The sequence below is a fragment of the Paraburkholderia sp. A1BS-2L genome, from assembly GCF_051125205.1.
GTDB lineage: Bacteria > Pseudomonadota > Gammaproteobacteria > Burkholderiales > Burkholderiaceae > Paraburkholderia.
In genome coordinates, this window is sequence record NZ_CP120430.1 from 1,145,717 (window position 1) to 1,164,524 (window position 18,808).

The window sequence follows — 18,808 nt, forward strand, 5'->3', positions numbered from 1 at the left end:
GGGCTTCTAGCAAAGTCCCTTTAAACCAGCTCCTGGATAGCGGCAGGAGCATCCGCTGTTGCTCGATGTTTCGCCGCAAACTCTGCTGGCGAAAGGTAGTTCAGTGCGCTGTGCGGCCTTTCCTCGTTGTAGTCCTGACGCCATGCCGCGATGACAGCCCGAGCGTGGGCGAGCGTCGTGAACCAGTGCTCGTTAAGGCATTCGTCGCGGAACTTGCCGTTGAACGATTCGATGTACGCATTCTGCGTTGGCTTGCCCGCCTGAATCAACTTCAGAGTGACGCCGTTCGCATACGCCCACTGGTCAAGCGCGCGGCTCGTAAATTCGGGTCCCTGGTCTGTTCGCACCGCCTTGGGATAGCCACGGAAGCGAGCTGCGCGGTCCAATGCCCGAGCGACATACAAGCCTGAGATGCCGTGGTCGACGACGATGTCGACAGCCTCTTTCGTGAAATCGTCGACGATGGTCAGGCATTTCAGGCGCCGGCCGTTGGCAAGTGCATCCATCACGAAATCGATTGACCACACCTCATTGGGTGCGCTCGGCAACGCCAGTTGCTCGCGCTCAATCATTACGCCGTGGCGCCTGCGACGGCGCCGCACAGCCAGCCCTGCCTCACGGTACAGGCGATAGACGCGCTTGTGATTGGCGTGTGTGCCTTCGCGTTCCACCAAGGCGTGCAACCGGCGGTAGCCGAATCGACGACGTTCGTGCGCCAACTCCACCAGACGCGCCGCTAGCATAGCGTTCTCGTGGTCCGGCTTCGCGTCGTAATGCAGAACGCTGCGAGAAAGCCCGACAAGCCGGCAGGCGCGGCGCTCGGAGATGTTGACCTTCTCCCGAATCGCCGACACTGCTTCGCGTTTGGCTTGCGGGCTCAGGGCTTTCCCTTGACGACGACCTTCAACGCTTCCATATCGAGCATGGCTTCGGCCAGCAGTTTCTTCATCATGCGCACACTCGGTTGTGATTCTCGCTTCATCGCGCGCTGGTCGGCGCGATTCCTCAGTGAGCGGCTGGCCGGCATGTATGCCCGGCACCCCGGGCGTGCGCCCAGGCAGCCTCCCGCGAGACTGGAAGCGCGGGTGCTCAACCGAACCCTCAAACACAGGCCTGCCGACGGTTCGACACACTGGAGCAGCTACAAACTCGCGGCAGAACTCAGCGACGTGTCGGTCTCGACCGTGCAGCGCATCTGGCGCAAGCACGGCATCAAACCGCAGCAGCTGGGGCGGCACATGGTCTCCAACGACCCGGATTTCGAGGCCAAGGCGGCCGACGTGATCGGGCTGTACCTGAACCCACCGGCGCACGCAGCGGTGTTCTGCGTGGACGAGAAGACCGCGATCCAGGCGCTCGACCGCAAGGACCGGATGCTGCCGCTGTCACCGGGGCGTGCCGAGAGCCACGGCTTCGAGTACAAGCGCAACGGCACGCTCAGTCTGTTCGCGGCATTCAACACCGCCACCGGCGAGGTGTTGGGCAAAACGGCAGCACGCCACACCAGCGAACAGTTCGTGGCCTTCCTGACCGACGTCGTCGCCAGCCAGCCCAAACGCCGCGAAATCCATGTTATCTGCGACAACGTCAGCAGCCATAAGACGCATCGGGTCGCCGAGTTCCTCGATGCGCATCGCAACGTGCGCCTGCACTTCACGCCGACCTACTCGTCGTGGCTCAACCAGGTGGAGAACTGGTTCTCGCGCATCCAGCGCGATGTTATCGCGCGCGGCATCTTCACTTCGGTGAAGGATCTGGATCGCAAACTGATGCATTACATTCGCGAGCACAACAAGAACCCGAAGCCGATCAAGTGGAAATATGACGATCCTTCGCGTCGGATTCGAGTGGTGCCAATTCAATGACGCAGCGGACTAGCCGACGTGATCAGAACGGCGACATCCCCACAGCCCCTTCGTTTGAATTCTCCAGCCCGGATTGCTTGACGGGTTCGAACCGGAAAACACCGAACAGGTCCCCAATAGCCGGCGCATTTGTGGGCACGTAGGGGTTCGAAGGAAGCTGAACCGGGTTCGGAAGATTGTCGCGGCTGCGCGCCGTAATCGGTCCCAGCGACCAGTTGTGCTCGATGAATTTCACGAGCGAGACGTGATCCGAGTAATCGTGAACCACCCGGCCGCCGCGCGAGTAAGGCGACACGACAATGAGCGGAATGCGCGGCCCGTCCCCGAAAAAGTCGACCGGTTGAATGTAGCCGGAATCGTAATAGCCGCCTCCCTCATCGGTCGTAATGAAGATTGCAGTGGACGCCCACAAGGCAGGGTTCGCTTGAACCGAATTAATGATCTTGTGCACGAACGCTTCATAGAGGCCGAACTTCGAAGAGGCCGGATGTCCATCCAGCAGGCCGCCTGGCTTCACGAAGGAGACAGCCGGCAACGTCCCGTTCGCAATGTCCGAATACAGGTTGCTCGTATCCTGGAGATGCGCGGCCACTAGCGCCGGATTCGTCATGATCGCCGTTTCATACAGAAACGGATTGCAGATATTGCAATAGACACTGGTTGATGGATTGGTCACGAATGTCTTCCAGCCTTCGCCATAGTACTTCCATGAAATGCTGCGTTCGAGCAGGGTGTCAGCGATGGTGCGCACCGGGGAGGGCGGAATAGTGAACGCACTCGTATTGACGGTGCCGTCGCCGTTATAGCCGGGATTGTAGTTATTGAGCAGATAGTACGAGCCGGGCGCGCAATTGGCATTGGGGCGATACGGCAGGCTGTCGAGGTAATGCCGGATTGCGCCCACGCCAGGCTGTTTCGGATCCGAACAATTGCTATAGCTCCCGCCCGAGTAGCCGTCCTGCGCATACCAGTTGTTGGTGCCCGGCTGCGGCCGCGGATTCTCGATCTGGTTTTGCGGCGGCGTAGCGGGATTGCCCTGGCCGTCGGTGTAATAGAGCGCATCGGCCGTGCCGATCATGATGCTGTTCGCGCCCGTGCCGCCCATCACCGGCTGGTGATAGTTGTCGCTGATCGTGTAATGGCGCGCGAGCTCGGTGAAGTAGGGCATGTCGTCGGTGTTGACGTTATAGAACCCAAGGGCCGTAGCGCCTTCGTGGGTTGTCTCGTCTGTGAAATTGGCGGGCTGCGGCTTGCCGTTCGATCCGGCGCCCACCGAGGTTTCAACCCACGCAAACAGGTCCATCTTGCATCCGCTCGGATTCGCGGAAGTGGCGTGCGCGATATTGCAATCGGCTTGCTGCCAGTTCTGATAGAAGCGATGGACCGGACTGTTCATGTACTGGTCGTAGTTCGGGCCGACGCGCGAAATTTGATAAGGACCGCTTTGCAAGTTATAGAGGTTCGCACCGAAGCGCGTATCGGGCACGTCGTTTGGAAGACCTGTCGCGCCCGTGGTCAGATGAACGACGTCGCCAGCTTCGAGCGCGTTGCCCTCTGCCGCCTGTGCAGCCGCAAGCGTGGCGAACGGCGGCGGATTCGCGTCGCTCGCGGCGGTCGGCGCCGATCCCGTGTTCGGCGCTGGCAGCGTCGAATAAGGCTGTTTCGATGCGGGGCTGGCGTCGAATCGTGAGGGATTGGTTGCTTTCGCCGTGTACTGCTCGGCGAGCTTGAAGTTCGGTCCGGGTGAGCCGTCCGCCCTGATGATGCCCTTGGAGAGAAGGTTCGAGATGGTCTGGCCCGCCCGCGGCTGATAGGCGCCGAAGACGTGGTCGAAGGTCCGGTTCTCGCCCACGATGATGATGACGTGCTTGATCGGGGTTGCCGTTGCCAGAGAGGGATCCGTGCGCGCCTGCGGCTGGCCGGCCGCTGCGGAGCAGAAGATGGCCGCGGAGGCCAGCGAAACAGCAGCAAGCAAAGCGGGGGCGGCAGACCTTGGGTGTCTCGGTCTCGATGTCAGGCTCATGTGAGTCTCCATGGAAGCGTTGCACTTCTTCGCAAGACTGGGGGGAGGTTTGTACGGTTTTCCAGATGATTGCGGCGTGTTGCAGGCTGGAAAACTAAACCACTTGCATGACGCTGACGGGACGGTAGTAAGGCGCTTTTATGCCGGTCATGTGACCGTGCCTACGATTGACCTTCATGAATCTTTCGAATACTGCGGGTCGCGCTCGTCGACAGCAGCATGGGCGATTGGGATGCCTCCCAGGCAAGCAGGGATTCGCATTCGCGATACAGGGTCGCCTGGTTGCTCGCGCGCGATGTCTTTGAAGCACCCATCAATTAGTCATGCCTGGTTGATGCGCGGGCCCCAATATTTGCTGCATAGCCGCATATTCTGTAGAAAAGCGCGTGTCAGGGATTTCACCAAGTTTGCGTGCGGCGGTTGCCGTGCGACTCTATGTCTCAGTGCCATTCCCTATGGAGGTAGGCATGCAAGCTGAGACGCTCAAGAATGCAAGGGCCGCGGTTTTTCTTCACCGGTCGGCGTTGTGTCTGCTGATGTTGCCAGCTGCGTGCCTGATCTGGGCACTTCAGGCATACCCTCCACAAGATGCGTATTGGCTCAGCTTTGTCTTTGCCACCTTCGTCTGGCCGTTCGCCGGGATTCTTTTTATCGTCTCGGCAGGGTTCCACACCGGCGCGCCCGGTCAGCAGCCGAAAAAGCGTGCCGGTTGGCGCGCGGCGCACGGGCATTGATTCGCTTCGTGTTTCGCCCCGTGGGGCGCGTCCAGCGCCCCACGAGTCAGCCTGCCTGGGTGCACGTGGCGCGACGCCGGATGGTGCAGCGCAACTGACAACGCGCGTCAAACCGCAATCAGTTCTCGCACGCCGTCCTGATCCATCGCAGCCCCTTCGCCACCCGCGACGATCTCGCCGCGACGCATCACCCAGTACTGGTCCGCAATGGCTTTCGCGAAGTCGTAGTACTGCTCGACGAGCAGTACTGTCATGCCCATTTCTTCGACGAGCTGGCGCAGTGTCCGGCCAATGTCCTGAATGATCGACGGTTGGATGCCTTCGGTCGGCTCATCGAGAATCAGAAGCTGCGGCTCGCTCATCAGCGCGCGCCCGATCGCGAGCTGTTGCTGCTGTCCGCCGGAGAGATCGCCGCCACGCCGCGAGCGCATGTTCCACAGCACCGGAAACAGATCGTAGATGCGCTCCGGCACGCCCGATGGCGCCTTGCGGCTGGCCGCGCCCACCAGCAGATTCTCTTCGACGGAAAGACGCGGAAAGATATCGCGCCCTTGCGGCACATAGGCGAGGCCTTGCGCAACCCGCGCCCAGGTGGGCAGCATCGTGAGCGCGTTGCCGCGCCAGGCGATCGAGCCGCTCTTCGCTTGCACGACGCCCATCAGGCAGCGCAGCAAAGTAGTCTTGCCGACACCGTTGCGGCCAAGCAAAACGGTCAGCTTGCCTTCCGGCACGGCCAGCTTCACATCGCGCAGGATGTGGCTGCCGCCGTAGTATTGGTTCAGTCCGTCGACTTCCAGCATGGTTATGGCTTCCTGTTTTGCGTGATATCGACGCGAGCATCCGCACGGAATTCGGTGCGTGTTCTATCGGCCCAAATACGATTCGATCACTGATTCGTCCTGCTTTACGTTGTCGAGCGTGCCGTGCGCCAGTACGCGGCCTTCCGCCATCACGGTGACCTTGCCCGTCTCTCCCGCGAGCGCCGCCACGAACTCCATGTCGTGCTCGACAACCATCATCGAGCACGTGCCGCGCAGCTGGTTCAGGAGCTCGGCAAGCTGCATCGTCTCGTCGTCGGTCATGCCGGCGGCGGGCTCGTCAAGCAGCAGCAAGGCGGGCTGTTGCATCAGCAGCATGCCGATCTCGAGGCGCTGCTTCTGGCCGTGCGAAAGCTCGCCCGCCGCGCGCCGCGCTGCGCTTTCGAGGCCGATGATGCCGAGTGTTTCCTCGATGCGTGCCTGCGCGCTGCGATCGAGGCGTGCGCGCAGCGAGGCCCACCAGCCCTTGTCGGTTTTCATCGCGAGTTCGAGGTTTTCCCATACCGGGTGCTGCTCGAATACGGTCGGCTTCTGGAACTTGCGGCCGATGCCCGCATGCGCGATCTCCGGCTCGTTCATGCGCGTGAGGTCGATGGTCTGGCCGAGGAACACCTTGCCGTGATCGGGGCGGGTCTTGCCGGTGATCACGTCCATCATCGTGGTCTTGCCTGCGCCGTTTGGTCCGATGATGCAGCGCAGCTCACCGGCGTCGATAGAGAGCGTGAGCGCGTCGAGCGCCCGAAAGCCGTCGAAGCTGACGACCACGTCGTCCAGATAAAGGATCGCGCCGTGCGAGACGTCGATTTCGCCGGGCGTGACGACCCGGCCAAGCGACGCCACACCGCTGAGCGCATGGTCCGATGCGTCTTCGTTCAGGAGCATGGAGTGCGGTGTCATCGGTCATTCCTTCGCGCGGCGGCGTCGTTCGAGGCGGGATTCGATCAGGCCCAAGATCCCGTTGGGCAACAGCAGCGGCACCAGCACGTAAATGAGACCGAGGAAGAACAGCCAGTATTCGGCGAAGTACGCGGTGAAGAAGCTCTTCGCGCCGTTCACTGCGAATGCGCCGATGATCGGCCCGATCAGCGTGCCGCGCCCGCCCACGGCGACCCAGATCGCCATTTCGATCGAGTTGCCCGGCGACATCTCGCTCGGATTGATGATGCCGACTTGCGGCACGTACAGCGCACCGGCAATCCCGCACAGCACGGCGGAGACGACCCACACAAAGAGCTTGTACGCGAGCGGGCTGTAGCCGAGGAACATCAGCCGCGTTTCGCCGTCGCGCACGGCGGTGACGACGCGCCCCAACTTCGACGTGACGATGAATCGTGCCCCGAGAAATGCGAGCACGAGCACCGCGAACGTCATCAGGCAGAGCGTGGTGCGGGTGCCGGCATGCGTGATCGGAAACCCGGCGATACGCTTGAAGTCCGTGAAGCCGTTGTTGCCGCCGAAGCCGGTTTCGTTGCGGTAGAAGAGCAGCATGGCGGCGAACGTGAGCGCCTGCGTGATGATCGACAGGTACACGCCCTTCACGCGCGAGCGGAACGTGAAGAAGCCGAACACCCAGGCAATCGCGGCGGGCACCAGCACGACCAGCAGCAAGGCGTACCCCAGGTGCTGCGTGCCGGCCCAATACCACGGCATGGTCTTCCAGTTGAGGAACACCATGAAGTCGGGGAGGTCGCTGCCGTACACGCCGTCATGGCCGATCGCGCGCATCAGATACATGCCGATGGCGTAGCCGCCCAGCGCAAAAAAGAGCGCGTGGCCGAGACTCAGGATGCCGCAATAGCCCCACACGAGATCGAGCGCGAGCGCGCCGATGGCATAGCACATGAACTTGCCGGCCAGCGTCATCGCATACGCGGACAAATGGAATGCACTGGACTCGGGCAGCACGAGCGCCGAAAACGGCACGCCGAGGCCTACGGCAACGATCAACGCGATCAGCGCGAGCCAGGCGTGGCGCGACAGCAGCGGAGGGCGCGCTGGCAGGCCGAGTGCGAAGCCTTCTTGCGCAGCGCCTGCCGATGGTGCGCGGGTCTTGTCGGTTGCGTCATGAGGGGAAACGGAGGAGATTGCGGTGGTCATCTCAGGCCTCCGCGCTGCGGCCCTTCAGGGCGAACAGGCCCTGCGGACGCTTCTGGATGAACAGCACGATGAGCACGAGCACCGCGATCTTCGCGAGCACCGCGCCCCAGAACGGCTCAATCGCCTTGCTGACGAGACCGAGACCGAAGCCGCCGATGACCGTGCCGGCGATCTGCCCCACGCCGCCCAGCACCACGGCCATGAACGAGTCGATGATGTAGCCTTGGCCCAGGTCCGGACCGACGTTGCCGATCTGCGAGAGCGCGCAGCCGCCCAGCCCCGCGATGCCCGCTCCGAACGCGAAGGCATACGAATCGATGCGCGCCGTCTTCACGCCGACGCACGCTGCCATGTGGCGATTCTGCGTGACGGCGCGCACGAACAGGCCGAGCCGCGTTTTCGTCAGCACGGCCCAAGCGATGCCGACGACGATCAGCGAGAACGCAAGAATCGCGATGCGGTTATACGGCAGGATCAAGTTCGGCAGCACGGCGACGCCGCCGCTCATCCACGATGGATTGGACACCTGAACGTTCTGCGCACCGAAGATCATCCGCGTGGCCTGGATCAGAATCAGGCTCACGCCGAAGGTGGTGAGCAGCGTCTCGAGCGGGCGGCCGTACAGGTGCTTGAGCACGAGCCGCTCCAGCGCCATGCCCACGAGCGCCGCCGCGAGGAACGAGGCCGGAATCGCGAGCAGCGGATACCAGTCGAATGCGCCGGGTGCGTAGTGCTGGATGAAGTTCTGCACCGCATACGTCGCGTAAGCGCCGATCATCAGGAATTCGCCGTGCGCCATGTTGATGACGCCGATCAGGCCATAGGTGATCGCGAGGCCAAGTGCCGCGAGCAACAGCACGCTGCCAAGCGACAGGCCCGCGAACACGGTGCCGGCGATCTCGCTGCGGCGCTGGATGGCGTCGAGCGAGTCGATGCCTTCCTGAGCGGCTGCGCGAATCGCTGCGTCCGGCTCGGCATAAGTGCCGTCGGGTTGCTTCGCGACGAGCGGACGCAACAGCTCGTACATGTCGAGATCCTGCCGCGCCGCGACGAGCTTTACCGCCTCGAGACGCGTCGCGGCATCGGGGTTGTGCAGCGCGGTCATCGCCCATAGCGTGTCGAGGCGCCGCTTCAAGGCCGGATCAGTTTCTTTCGCGCGGGCCGCGTCGATCTGCGCCTTCATCGACGGATCGGGATTTTTCAACAGCGCTTCGACGGCCGAGCGGCGCGTGGCGAAGTCCGGTGAATCGAGTTGCAAGCCGGACAGCGCGCCGGCCACTTTCGAGCGCAGCAGATTATTCAGCGTCACCGGTTGCGCGTCGCTCGCGGCAACGGTTTTGCCGGTGACGGCGTCCTTGAGCGTGTCGCCGTTTTGCAGCAGCACTTCGCCGCTATCGGTCACGAGCACGCTGTCCTCCGAGAGCGCCTCGAGCATCGCGCGCGACGGCGCGTCGTGACTGGTGATCAACTTGTCGATCGCCGCGGATTTGGCGTCGAAGTCGTCTTGCGCGAGCGCAGCGAGATCGGCGGCCGTCAACGCAAAGACGGCGGGACTGGCGAGCGCGAGCAGGATCGAAACCAGCAGCGCGCGCAGCGATTGGCTATGGGTCATGTAATGGCGTGCATCGTGCAGCGGTTGAGAGCGCCCGCCGGAGCGCGGCGGGCGGCGTGGACCACGACGGGCTGGCCCATCAAGGGCTGGCCCACAACGGGTTGGCCCATCGCGGGCCATGCATCGATCAGGCAATCACGCGACGCGACGTCGGCGCAGGAAGTCCGGAATCGACGACACCACATCCGGCTTGCCCTGATTGCCAGCGATGAACGGGCTCCACGGTTGTGCGCGCACCGTCGTCTTGGTGCGCCAGACCACGTTGAATTGACCGTCCGCGCGCACTTCGCCGATCATCACCGGCTTGTGCAGATGGTGATTGCCGTCCATCTCGAGCTCGAAGCCCGAAGGCGCATTGAACTTCTGGCCGATCATCGCGACGCGCACCTTGTCGACGTTGGTGCTCTTCGCCTTCTCGACCGCCTGCTTCCACATGTGGATGCCCACGTAGGTCGCTTCCATCGGATCGTTCGTCACGCGCTTGTCGCCGCCGGGCAGATTATTCTTTTTCACCCAGTTGGCGAACATCGTCTTGAACTTCGTGTTCTGCGGATCGCGCAGCGACATGAAGTAGTTCCAGGCGGCGAGGTTGCCGACGAGCGGCTTCGTGTCGATGCCGCGCAGTTCTTCCTCGCCCACCGAGAACGCCACGACGGGAACCTCGGTGGCCTTCAGCCCCTGGTTGCCGAGCTCCTTGTAGAACGGTACGTTGGAGTCGCCGTTCACGGTCGAGATCACCGCGGTCTTGCCGCCCTGCGAGAAGGTCTTGATGTTGGCGACGATGGTCTGATAGTCGCTATGCCCGAACGGCGTGTAGACCTCCTGAATGTCTGCATCGTGCACGCCTTTCGAGTTCAGGTATGCGCGCAGGATCTTGTTGGTCGTGCGCGGGTAGACATAGTCGGTGCCGAGCAGGAAAAAGCGTTTCGCGCCGCCGCCCTCGGCGCTCATCAGGTATTCGGTGGCGGGAATCGCCTGCTGGTTCGGCGCGGCGCCCGTGTAGAACACGTTGCGCGACATCTCCTCGCCTTCGTATTGCACCGGGTAGAACAGCAGGCCGTTCAACTCCTCGAACACCGGCAGCACCGACTTGCGCGACACCGAGGTCCAGCAGCCGAACACGACCGCGACCTTGTCGCGCGTGAGAAGGCCGCGAGCCTTCTCGGCGAAGAGCGGCCAGTTCGACGCGGGGTCCACGACCACCGGCTCGATCTGGCGACCCAGCACGCCGCCGCTTGCGTTGATTTCGGCAATCGTCATCAGCGCGGTGTCTTTCAGCGACGTCTCCGAGATCGCCATCGTGCCGGACAGCGAGTGGAGGATGCCAACCTTGATCGGGCCTTTGTCGGCGCTCTGCGCGAATACGGCAGGTACTTGTGCTGCGATCCCCGCCATCCCCGCTGCCGATGCCATTTTCAGAAACTCGCGCTTTTTCATTTATCGTCCTTAAGGATTAAAGGTGGTGTGGATCCAGGAGGCAGAACGCATTCCATTACACACAAGTCGGCGTGAGCGGCTTGTAAACTGTCGCGGCTTGCCGTTTACTCTTGCTTTTTGCGCGGCAGGCGAATGGCACGAGCAACGGAGAGCTGGGCGGCAATGGAATTCAAGGGCATCGATCTGGGCGACAAGCGCCTGAACCGGCGGGCGATCGTGCTGGCCGAGCAATTGTCGGGCAATCCGACGGCGAGCATTCCGCTGGCGTGCGGTGGCTGGGCGGAGACGGCGGCGGCTTATCGGTTCTTCGCGCAGGACAAGCTGGAATGGACCGACGTCATGGAGCCGCACTGGCAGAGCTCGACCGAGCGGATGCGGGCATGCGAGGTGGTGCTGTGCCTGGATGACACGACCGAGCTGAACTTTAACGGGCAGGAGATCGCAGGACTGGGACCGTTGTCGTATGAAGCACAGCGCGGCATGTACGTTCACGCAACCTACGCGGTCACGCCACAGCGTGAACCGTTGGGCGTGCTCAATGCCTGGATGTGGTCGCGTGAGCGCAAGGACGCCCGAGGCAAGCGTGGCGGTATCAAGGAAAGCACGCGCTGGATCGAGGGATACGAACGGGTAGCCGAGCTGGCGGTGGATCTGCCCGGCACGCGGTTGGTGTATGTCGCAGACCGTGAGTCGGACATTGTCGAGCTGATGGCCAAAGCGCGCGATTTGGGTTACCCGGCCGACTGGCTGATTCGCGCCCAGCACAATCGCGTGTTGGCCGAAGGTCAAAGACTATGGGATCGCGCCACGCAAGGCGAGCCGCTTGGTGAAATCCGCTTCACGTTGCCGGGTCGCCAGCGACAGAAGGCGCGGGAGGTTCAGCAGGAAATCTGGAGTCGTCGAATCGATGTGCCCGATGGCCAGGGCGGTGTTGTGTCGATCAATTGCCTCGTTGCGCGCGAGATTGACGCGCCCGCCGGGGCGACGCCCATCGAATGGCGCTTGCTGACCAATCGCGACGTGCTGGATATCACCGAAGCCGCGCGGCTGATCGATTGGTACCGCGCCCGCTGGGAGGTGGAAACCTTCTTTCATGTGCTGAAGAACGGTTGCCGAGTCGAGGCGCTACAACTGAGCACGATCGAGCGCATCGAGCGGGCGCTGGCGGTGTTCATGGTGGTGGCGTGGCGCATTGCTCGTCTCATGCGGTTAGGTCGCACTTGCCCTGACCTCGATGCCGGACTGCTATTCGAGCCCGATGAATGGAAGGCCGCCTTCATTCTCAACAAGAAGGCCCCACCCGACAAACCGCCGCGACTAAACGAAGTGGTACGGCTCGTCGCCAGGCTCGGCGGCTTCCTCGCCCGCAAAGGCGACGGCGAGCCTGGCGTCAAAACCATCTGGCTAGGCATGCAGCGAGTGGTGGATTTTGCTGCCGGCATCAGATACGCGCGCGAGCTTGAGCAGCAGACTTGTGTGTAATGAAATGGGCAGAACGACCGCGAGTGAATGCAACTTCCGGGCCAATGCGCGCAAGCGGGGCGCAATCCGGGTGGACCACGGACGGGTGTGCGGATTGAATGATCGGAAGGCGGGCCAACGATGGATGATGTCGGTGCGCGCGCGCCATCGTGGTGCGCGGCGCACGCATTGAGGGACGGGCCAGGCTTACACGTCACGCAAAAGCCGTTGGCGCTCATGCGTGAATTGCTGCGCGTCGTGCGGCCCGGTGCGATCGTGCTAGTCGATTGCGTCATTGAATTAGCACCCCGTCTGTGTTCAGATCTAGGTCATGGGAAAAATGAATCTGACAGATATTGAGCGGGAGCAACTGCTGTCGGCGGCGCGTAGCCGGACGGTGCGTGCGGCGGACGTGCGACGCGCGAAGTTGATCCTGATGCTCGAGGACGGCGAGTCGCGTGACAGCATCATGCGCACACTCGGTTGTGATTCTCGCTTCATCGCGCGCTGGTCGGCGCGATTCCTCAGTGAGCGGCTGGCCGGCATGTATGCCCGGCACCCCGGGCGTGCGCCCAGGCAGCCTCCCGCGAGACTGGAAGCGCGGGTGCTCAACCGAACCCTCAAACACAGGCCTGCCGACGGTTCGACACACTGGAGCAGCTACAAACTCGCGGCAGAACTCAGCGACGTGTCGGTCTCGACCGTGCAGCGCATCTGGCGCAAGCACGGCATCAAACCGCAGCAGCTGGGGCGGCACATGGTCTCCAACGACCCGGATTTCGAGGCCAAGGCGGCCGACGTGATCGGGCTGTACCTGAACCCACCGGCGCACGCAGCGGTGTTCTGCGTGGACGAGAAGACCGCGATCCAGGCGCTCGACCGCAAGGACCGGATGCTGCCGCTGTCACCGGGGCGTGCCGAGAGCCACGGCTTCGAGTACAAGCGCAACGGCACGCTCAGTCTGTTCGCGGCATTCAACACCGCCACCGGCGAGGTGTTGGGCAAAACGGCAGCACGCCACACCAGCGAACAGTTCGTGGCCTTCCTGACCGACGTCGTCGCCAGCCAGCCCAAACGCCGCGAAATCCATGTTATCTGCGACAACGTCAGCAGCCATAAGACGCATCGGGTCGCCGAGTTCCTCGATGCGCATCGCAACGTGCGCCTGCACTTCACGCCGACCTACTCGTCGTGGCTCAACCAGGTGGAGAACTGGTTCTCGCGCATCCAGCGCGATGTTATCGCGCGCGGCATCTTCACTTCGGTGAAGGATCTGGATCGCAAACTGATGCATTACATTCGCGAGCACAACAAGAACCCGAAGCCGATCAAGTGGAAATATGACGATCCTTCGCGTCGGATTCGAGTGGTGCCAATTCAATGACGCAGCGGACTAGCCGCTTCCACGAATGCGTTTAATCCTTTCCTCGCGCTTCTGTTTGCGTTGCTCGGGCGCAGGTAGGGATACGCGAGCATGAGTAACGCGCACTGCGGCGACGCTCGACTATACGGTCGAATCGCTGGGTCATTTGGCGTCCCCGGCCTTCGGAAATGCTTCCCACCGCCAGATCTTTACGGGGCCTGCGTCATGAATCTTGACGCCGTCGCTCTTTCGCATGGTGCGCTCCGGAAACTTCTCGTCCTTGCGGGTCGACTACCCAGGTTGATGCGTTTGGCAAACACCATGCAGGTATCGCCTCCATTGTTGATCGATTGGACGCCACGACGAGCTTGTGTCGGATTCGTCGGAGCATAGTCACCTGGCCTCACGGTCGGTGACCATGTTTTCGAATCGGACGGTTAGTCGTCTATCACCCCGGTGTAGCCGCTCTCGCGGATGCGCAGGGCTTTTTCCTCGCGCTTCTGCTTGCGCATTTCGGGTGTCAGGTAGGGGTAGGCGCGGCGGATTTTTACGCGGTCAAGGTCATACATACCTTCCTTTGTCGGGCCGAAGAAGCCCAACTCGACATTGACCGGAAAGCGGCTATCGATATGCTCGTTCGCGCGGTAGCGACAGATCGTGATCCAGTCGTTAGGCGGCGACGCAGGAAAGCAGTTGCCCTCCTGCCTGTTACCGCCTGTATCGACCCAGTAATCGGCTAGATCGAGCCGCCTTTGTATTTCGGTCCACGTAAACCCACGAACCGGCTTATAGAATCGGAGAAGAAGTTGTGACGGCACAACTGCTACTTTTGATCGGTCCTCGAAGTAATTCAATGGATCAGCCTCCGTAGTCATTACGAGTTTCGATGGTGGCATCGTGTCGTTTTCATATCGATAGACACGTCCTGTATTCTCGGGGCCTTCGTCCGTAGATTTGACTACTCCAAAAATTCCACTTTCCGGATTGAATGATTTTCCGTCACGCAGGATCGTCATGGCCTCATCGAGCATTGCGAGAATGGCTTCATGTTGCTTGTCCATGTTCTGCTCATGCATTGGGCTTGCCTCCGATTGCGGTGACTGTATCGCCGTACTGCTTTGTGCATGCGCCTGGATTGACCCGGAATTTACCATCAGGATCACGCCAGTATGAAGTAACAATCTCACCACACGTCCATGCGTCTTCTTCATGTAACTGACTCCTATAGCCTTTCTTTTCATCTACCATCAGTTTCGCGACTTCCGGCGTAACGTTCCTCAACTTGCATACTTCCTGCTCGACAATTTCGAGATCCTTCAGGATCGGTGCAAGCTTCGGATTGGCCTTCGTTGTTTTTCCACAAATTCTCCAGTAGTAGTCGAATACAAGCATCCGGTGCATGCCGATTTTTGCCAATTCATCCGCGGGGAATTTTGTCCCACTCGCAATTGTGAGCGCATTATCATTAACGGTATTTTGGTAGCAAATTCCCAACCCTCTGAAATTTGCATAGTCGCCTGGGTAGCTGTGAAACAGGGAGATCATCCAGTACCGTTGTTGGCAATGCCGTGATTCGTGATAGAGCGTATCTGCAATATCACGAAGCGTCTCGCTCAAATTCCTCCGTGCAGTGTCGAGAGCTTTTCCTGTCAATGATTTATCGTCCAATGGTTTGGCATAGCTCACAATCCTGTCCACGCGTGTTGTGTTGATCGCGATGGTCCAATATTCCGATACAAAGCCACCTGCGTAGTCGGCTTTCATTCCGTACTTCGGATACCCTTCCGGTCCAACAATCACGACTTCAGGCATAGCACCGTATCTTTCTTCGGACCCAGCACGCAATCCGAACGGTCCGTCCTGAAGCGCAGCCCATAGCGACGGCTGAATGGCTGAAACGATCGTTTCGTAGAATACGTTCGACGGACCTTTATCCAGTCCTACCCAGTCTATCGCTTCAAGTGCCGTCTTGGTTGCCGCTGTATACGTCTTCGCGACCGGATATTCGATGTTGTCGCGGCGTTGATACTTCAACGGTGTGTCTTCCGCTGTTGCGCCTTTGAGAAGCCGATACCGCCGGAGACCGAAATTCAGCGCATCGCAGGTGAAGTACTCAGGCTGCTTGGCTTGTGACGTGACGTTTTCATCGGGGGTACTCGCGCTCTTGCCGCCAATGGTCGTAGTGCGTTTCGCGGGAGGCTCCGATGGCGGGGTAACCGAGCGACTGGCATCGTCGTAGACCGTTACATGGGTCACGCCGATTACGTCATCAGGCGAACTTTGCGACATCAACTCAACCACGCCGAACGATATGGTATTGCTTGTCACCATCTGCAATTCGCCCAGCTCACTCGTCACGCCCTCAATGATCTGTCCATCATCGAGCGTGAGGCGGTACGGCTGATTCGCCACCGCGAAGCCGCCGCCGTCCTCAACCAGTACATGATGCGCTGCGTACTTGCCGGGGTTGTCGGGCGTAACGGGGAAATCAACCGGTCGCGCCTGCGGATCGTCGGTCGCATGGTCCCCCGCGTGAACGAGGAATTTTCCATCGGTATAGATGGTAAGACCTTCGGGGCGCATGCGCAGCAACGTTCCGCCGCAGCGAATATCCACGCCGTTCTTTCCCGTTATCTCCACGATGCCCTGCGTACTCGTAATAGTCATGTCCTTCTGGGACGATTGCGTCATCGAGTCGGTGCGCGACTCGATACGAACCGGTCCCGGCGTGACAAATGACAGCGCCTTCTGCGCGTATAGCGAGATGGTCTCGCGCACCGAAGCGAGGAACGATTTGCCCGTCGCGATGGAGACATGCCCGCCAGTGGTCATCGCGGTGTGTTCGTCGCTCGCAATGTGCGTGCTGCCCGCCGCCGCCGTCTGGATGCCCGCCGCGCTCGAAAGCGTGAGGTGCGGCGCTTCGAACTCGGGGAAATCGTCCACGCCCGGATGCGCCCCGGCAGCAGGCTTGCCGCGCAACTCGGCATTGTCGCGGCGCATGCTTGCGGTCACGCTGGACTGATCGCTGCCCGCGTCCTGCGCGCCGTGCCGCTGCGCCTGCCGCGCCATGCTCTCGTGAATGTCGCGCGCACGCGTGAGTCGGGCGATGGTCTCGCCCATCTCCTTCATCTTGCCCGCCGCGCCGAGCTTCACAATGGTGGTCAGCAGCATCCCGAGTGCGCGCAGGACGCCCTGCTTTTCTGACTGTAGCTCGAAGCCTTCGCCGCGCCCCTCCTGCCGCCCTTCGTTGCCTTCGATGCGCGTGATATAGCCCAGACTCAGGCTGCTCTTCGCATGATCCGATGCCAGTTGGGCCTGCTGACGATTCTCCGTGTCGTCCAGCACGAGATGGTTCGATGTATTGCCGTTACCGAGCGTGCGGCTCACGATGCCGGTGAGCGCACGATTTGCCGGCAGCTTCCACGGTGGCATGTTGTCCTGATTCGACACGAACGCAGCGACAATGGGCCGGTCAGGATCGCCGTTGACATACGCGACCAGCACCTCCTGACCGGGCCGCCCGTGCATCACCACGCCCATCTGGTCGCCCTGCCACGGCAGCGCGAGGCGTACCCAGATGGACGTATTCCCGTGATAGTTGCCCTCCCGGTCCCAGGCGTACTGGATCCGCACACGGTTATAGGCATCGACCATTATCGGGTGCTGCTCCCACCCGACAATCACCGCATTTTCGTATCCTTCGATGCGTGGACGCGGCGTGACCTGCGGCATGCGATAGGGCTCTCGCGTGGGGTGCAGTTCGAACTGGGCGTCAAACTCATATTCCGCCACGCCACCGTCGAGCTTTGACGACAGCCCCTGAGTTCCCCGGATATCGATCCTGCAATCGAGCACGAGATATTCGCCGTTCGCCCCGGCGTGCGGATGGTCCGTCAGCGTGAATGTCCTGCCCGATTCGATACCACGCAGCGCGCCCTGGCCCTTCGCACGGATGCGCCCACAGCGGGCGGCTTCGAGCTTCACGCGCGCGAGATGCTGGGCCTCCTTGCGCCAGGCCTTTGCTTCCTCCGGTCCCGGACTATCCACCGGCTTCGAGTGGTAGCGGGTTGTTTCCGGCTGCGCGTATTCGGCGGGCTCGTAGGACTCGATTCGTTCACTATCGAAGATGTCTGGATGGCTATTTCCGTGCTTGATACCGTACTCTTCGCGATATGGCGCGCTGTTCGCGCTCAGTCGCGGCGAAATATAGCTGTGGTCATGGACTACGACCCTGTTGAGCGCAACCGACGTGCGCCAGGACAGATGCGTGACATATTCCCTGTCGAGATACCCGCCATTGGGACGATAAGGCAGCGTTGCGTAGGGCGCGGTCTGCGCCTTGCAGGCACGGATGCTGTCCGCGATGACAAGGAAATGGCGGCCTTTACTATGTTCGAACCAGATCAGAAAGCCGAATTCCTCGCACAGGCGCATGCAGAAGTTCCAGTCCGTTTCCGATGCCTGCCGGATGAAATCGCGTCGCGGAGACGGCGTGTTCTCGATACGAAATTTGATATCGTGGCTGTACGATTTAAGGATCGTATGGAGAATGTCACAGATGCTATTTTCAATGAAGATGCGCGAGTTTTTACGCAGCGTCGCGCACCACCAGATCGGACGCAGCACGAATTCATAGACGACGTTATCGCCTTCGGTGCCCAGTACTTCGGCATCTGCAACGATGCCGGTGATTTCGCGTATGCCAGTGCGTTCGCGGTCATGGGGCTCGCGCCAGTGGCGACTTGTTGTGAAAACGTCCTTGAATGTCAGCGTGATGGCCGAGCCCTTGATGGCGTCGAGATCGACTTCGAATTCGTCGGTGGCAAACCACTCCGGGTGGGGAACGGATCTGACCGCCTCGATGCGATATTCGAAAAGCTGCCCGATGGCTTCATGGCCTGTAATGCGTCGCGGCAGCAGGACGTCCTCACTGTAGTCCTGTTCCCGTCTCCCCCTTTGCAGGGTGATTTCCCGTACGGGCAATTCGGGACCGCGCATGCGCACGGGGGTGTTGTATTTTCTGGGGAACCACATGCTCAGGTCCCCCGCTGTAATGTCGCGCCGCAGGTTGTGGTGTCACCGATGAACGCCACACGCACGCCGCCATGCGTGCGCCTGCCCTTAGCGACGATTGGAAAATCGCCGCCGCATTTCGCGCACCGTACAAGGTGACCGTCGAGCGCGACCGGTACGCCGTGGTGTGTGAGGTTCGACGCGGCCTGAATGACTTCGCCGCCGTGGTCTGTGATATCGCCCAGGCGCGCAACGTCGCGCCCCGTTACTGCGTCTCTCATCGGCTCTGACCTCCAAAGGAAAGGGGGTGGCGGCAACTTGCGTTGTTCGCGGACGCCTATCCTTTGCTAGCCAGTTTTTGCCTGGAACACGAAAAATCCGAAAA

13 protein-coding genes and 1 pseudogene are annotated in these 18,808 nt (G+C 61.1%); 4 read left to right on the forward strand and 10 right to left on the reverse strand.

What is annotated here, in order from left to right; translation table 11 throughout:
- Positions 1–20 precede the first annotated feature (20 nt).
- Positions 21–982 (reverse strand): annotated as a pseudogene (locus tag P5W98_RS29785) (IS3 family transposase).
- Between P5W98_RS29785 and P5W98_RS29790 the strand changes: the two are divergent.
- Positions 924–1,865, forward strand: coding sequence for an IS630 family transposase (locus P5W98_RS29790; protein ID WP_421027359.1), 942 nt, complete (start codon positions 924–926; stop codon positions 1,863–1,865). The pseudogene P5W98_RS29785 and the gene P5W98_RS29790 overlap by 59 nt on opposite strands.
- A gap of 22 nt (positions 1,866–1,887) precedes the next feature.
- On the opposite strand, the gene P5W98_RS29795 is transcribed toward P5W98_RS29790, so the two are convergent.
- Positions 1,888–3,888, reverse strand: coding sequence for an alkaline phosphatase family protein (locus P5W98_RS29795; RefSeq protein ID WP_421027360.1), 2,001 nt, complete (start codon positions 3,886–3,888; stop codon positions 1,888–1,890).
- Between the two features lie 467 nt (positions 3,889–4,355).
- Here P5W98_RS29795 and P5W98_RS29800 point away from each other — a divergent pair, with 467 nt between their 5' ends.
- The gene (locus P5W98_RS29800) at positions 4,356–4,622 is read left to right on the forward strand and encodes a hypothetical protein (RefSeq protein ID WP_421027361.1); all 267 of its coding nucleotides are present in this window, start codon (positions 4,356–4,358) and stop codon (positions 4,620–4,622) included.
- 107 nt (positions 4,623–4,729) lie between these two features.
- Here P5W98_RS29800 and urtE read toward each other — a convergent pair whose 3' ends face one another.
- From urtE to urtA, 5 genes are all read right to left on the reverse strand, one after another.
- Entirely contained in the window at positions 4,730–5,422 is a 693-nt protein-coding gene (gene urtE / locus P5W98_RS29805; RefSeq protein ID WP_421027362.1) for an urea ABC transporter ATP-binding subunit UrtE, read from the reverse strand.
- A 63-nt stretch (positions 5,423–5,485) separates the two neighbouring features.
- Positions 5,486–6,337, reverse strand: a complete 852-nt coding sequence (gene urtD / locus P5W98_RS29810; RefSeq protein WP_421027363.1) for an urea ABC transporter ATP-binding protein UrtD — start codon at positions 6,335–6,337, stop codon at positions 5,486–5,488.
- 3 nt (positions 6,338–6,340) lie between these two features.
- Complete coding sequence (gene urtC / locus P5W98_RS29815) at positions 6,341–7,537, reverse strand: urea ABC transporter permease subunit UrtC (protein WP_421027364.1); 1,197 nt, start codon at positions 7,535–7,537, stop codon at positions 6,341–6,343.
- A 1-nt stretch (position 7,538) separates the two neighbouring features.
- Positions 7,539–9,149, reverse strand: coding sequence for an urea ABC transporter permease subunit UrtB (urtB, locus tag P5W98_RS29820; protein WP_421027365.1), 1,611 nt, complete (start codon positions 9,147–9,149; stop codon positions 7,539–7,541).
- Between the two features lie 135 nt (positions 9,150–9,284).
- Positions 9,285–10,586 (reverse strand): urea ABC transporter substrate-binding protein, encoded by a 1,302-nt coding sequence (urtA, locus tag P5W98_RS29825; RefSeq protein WP_421027366.1) that lies wholly within the window; start codon positions 10,584–10,586, stop codon positions 9,285–9,287.
- Positions 10,587–10,718: 132 nt separating this feature from the next.
- On the opposite strand from urtA, the gene P5W98_RS29830 reads away from it, so the two are divergent.
- Both P5W98_RS29830 and P5W98_RS29835 read left to right on the forward strand, forming a co-directional pair.
- Entirely contained in the window at positions 10,719–12,068 is a 1,350-nt protein-coding gene (locus tag P5W98_RS29830; RefSeq protein WP_421023129.1) for an IS4 family transposase, read from the forward strand.
- 310 nt (positions 12,069–12,378) lie between these two features.
- Positions 12,379–13,431, forward strand: coding sequence for an IS630 family transposase (locus P5W98_RS29835; RefSeq protein WP_421026256.1), 1,053 nt, complete (start codon positions 12,379–12,381; stop codon positions 13,429–13,431).
- Between the two features lie 416 nt (positions 13,432–13,847).
- Here P5W98_RS29835 and P5W98_RS29840 read toward each other — a convergent pair whose 3' ends face one another.
- From P5W98_RS29840 to P5W98_RS29850, 3 genes are read right to left on the reverse strand one after another with little or no spacing between them, the layout of a single operon-like run.
- The gene (locus tag P5W98_RS29840) at positions 13,848–14,471 is read right to left on the reverse strand and encodes a hypothetical protein (RefSeq protein WP_421027367.1); all 624 of its coding nucleotides are present in this window, start codon (positions 14,469–14,471) and stop codon (positions 13,848–13,850) included.
- A gap of 7 nt (positions 14,472–14,478) precedes the next feature.
- Positions 14,479–18,444 carry a type VI secretion system Vgr family protein gene (locus P5W98_RS29845; protein WP_421027368.1) on the reverse strand — a complete coding sequence of 1,322 codons (3,966 nt, stop codon included), beginning with the start codon at positions 18,442–18,444 and terminating at the stop codon, positions 14,479–14,481.
- Positions 18,445–18,446: 2 nt separating this feature from the next.
- Positions 18,447–18,704 carry a PAAR domain-containing protein gene (locus P5W98_RS29850; RefSeq protein WP_421027180.1) on the reverse strand — a complete coding sequence of 86 codons (258 nt, stop codon included), beginning with the start codon at positions 18,702–18,704 and terminating at the stop codon, positions 18,447–18,449.
- Between the last annotated feature and the right edge of the window lie 104 nt (positions 18,705–18,808).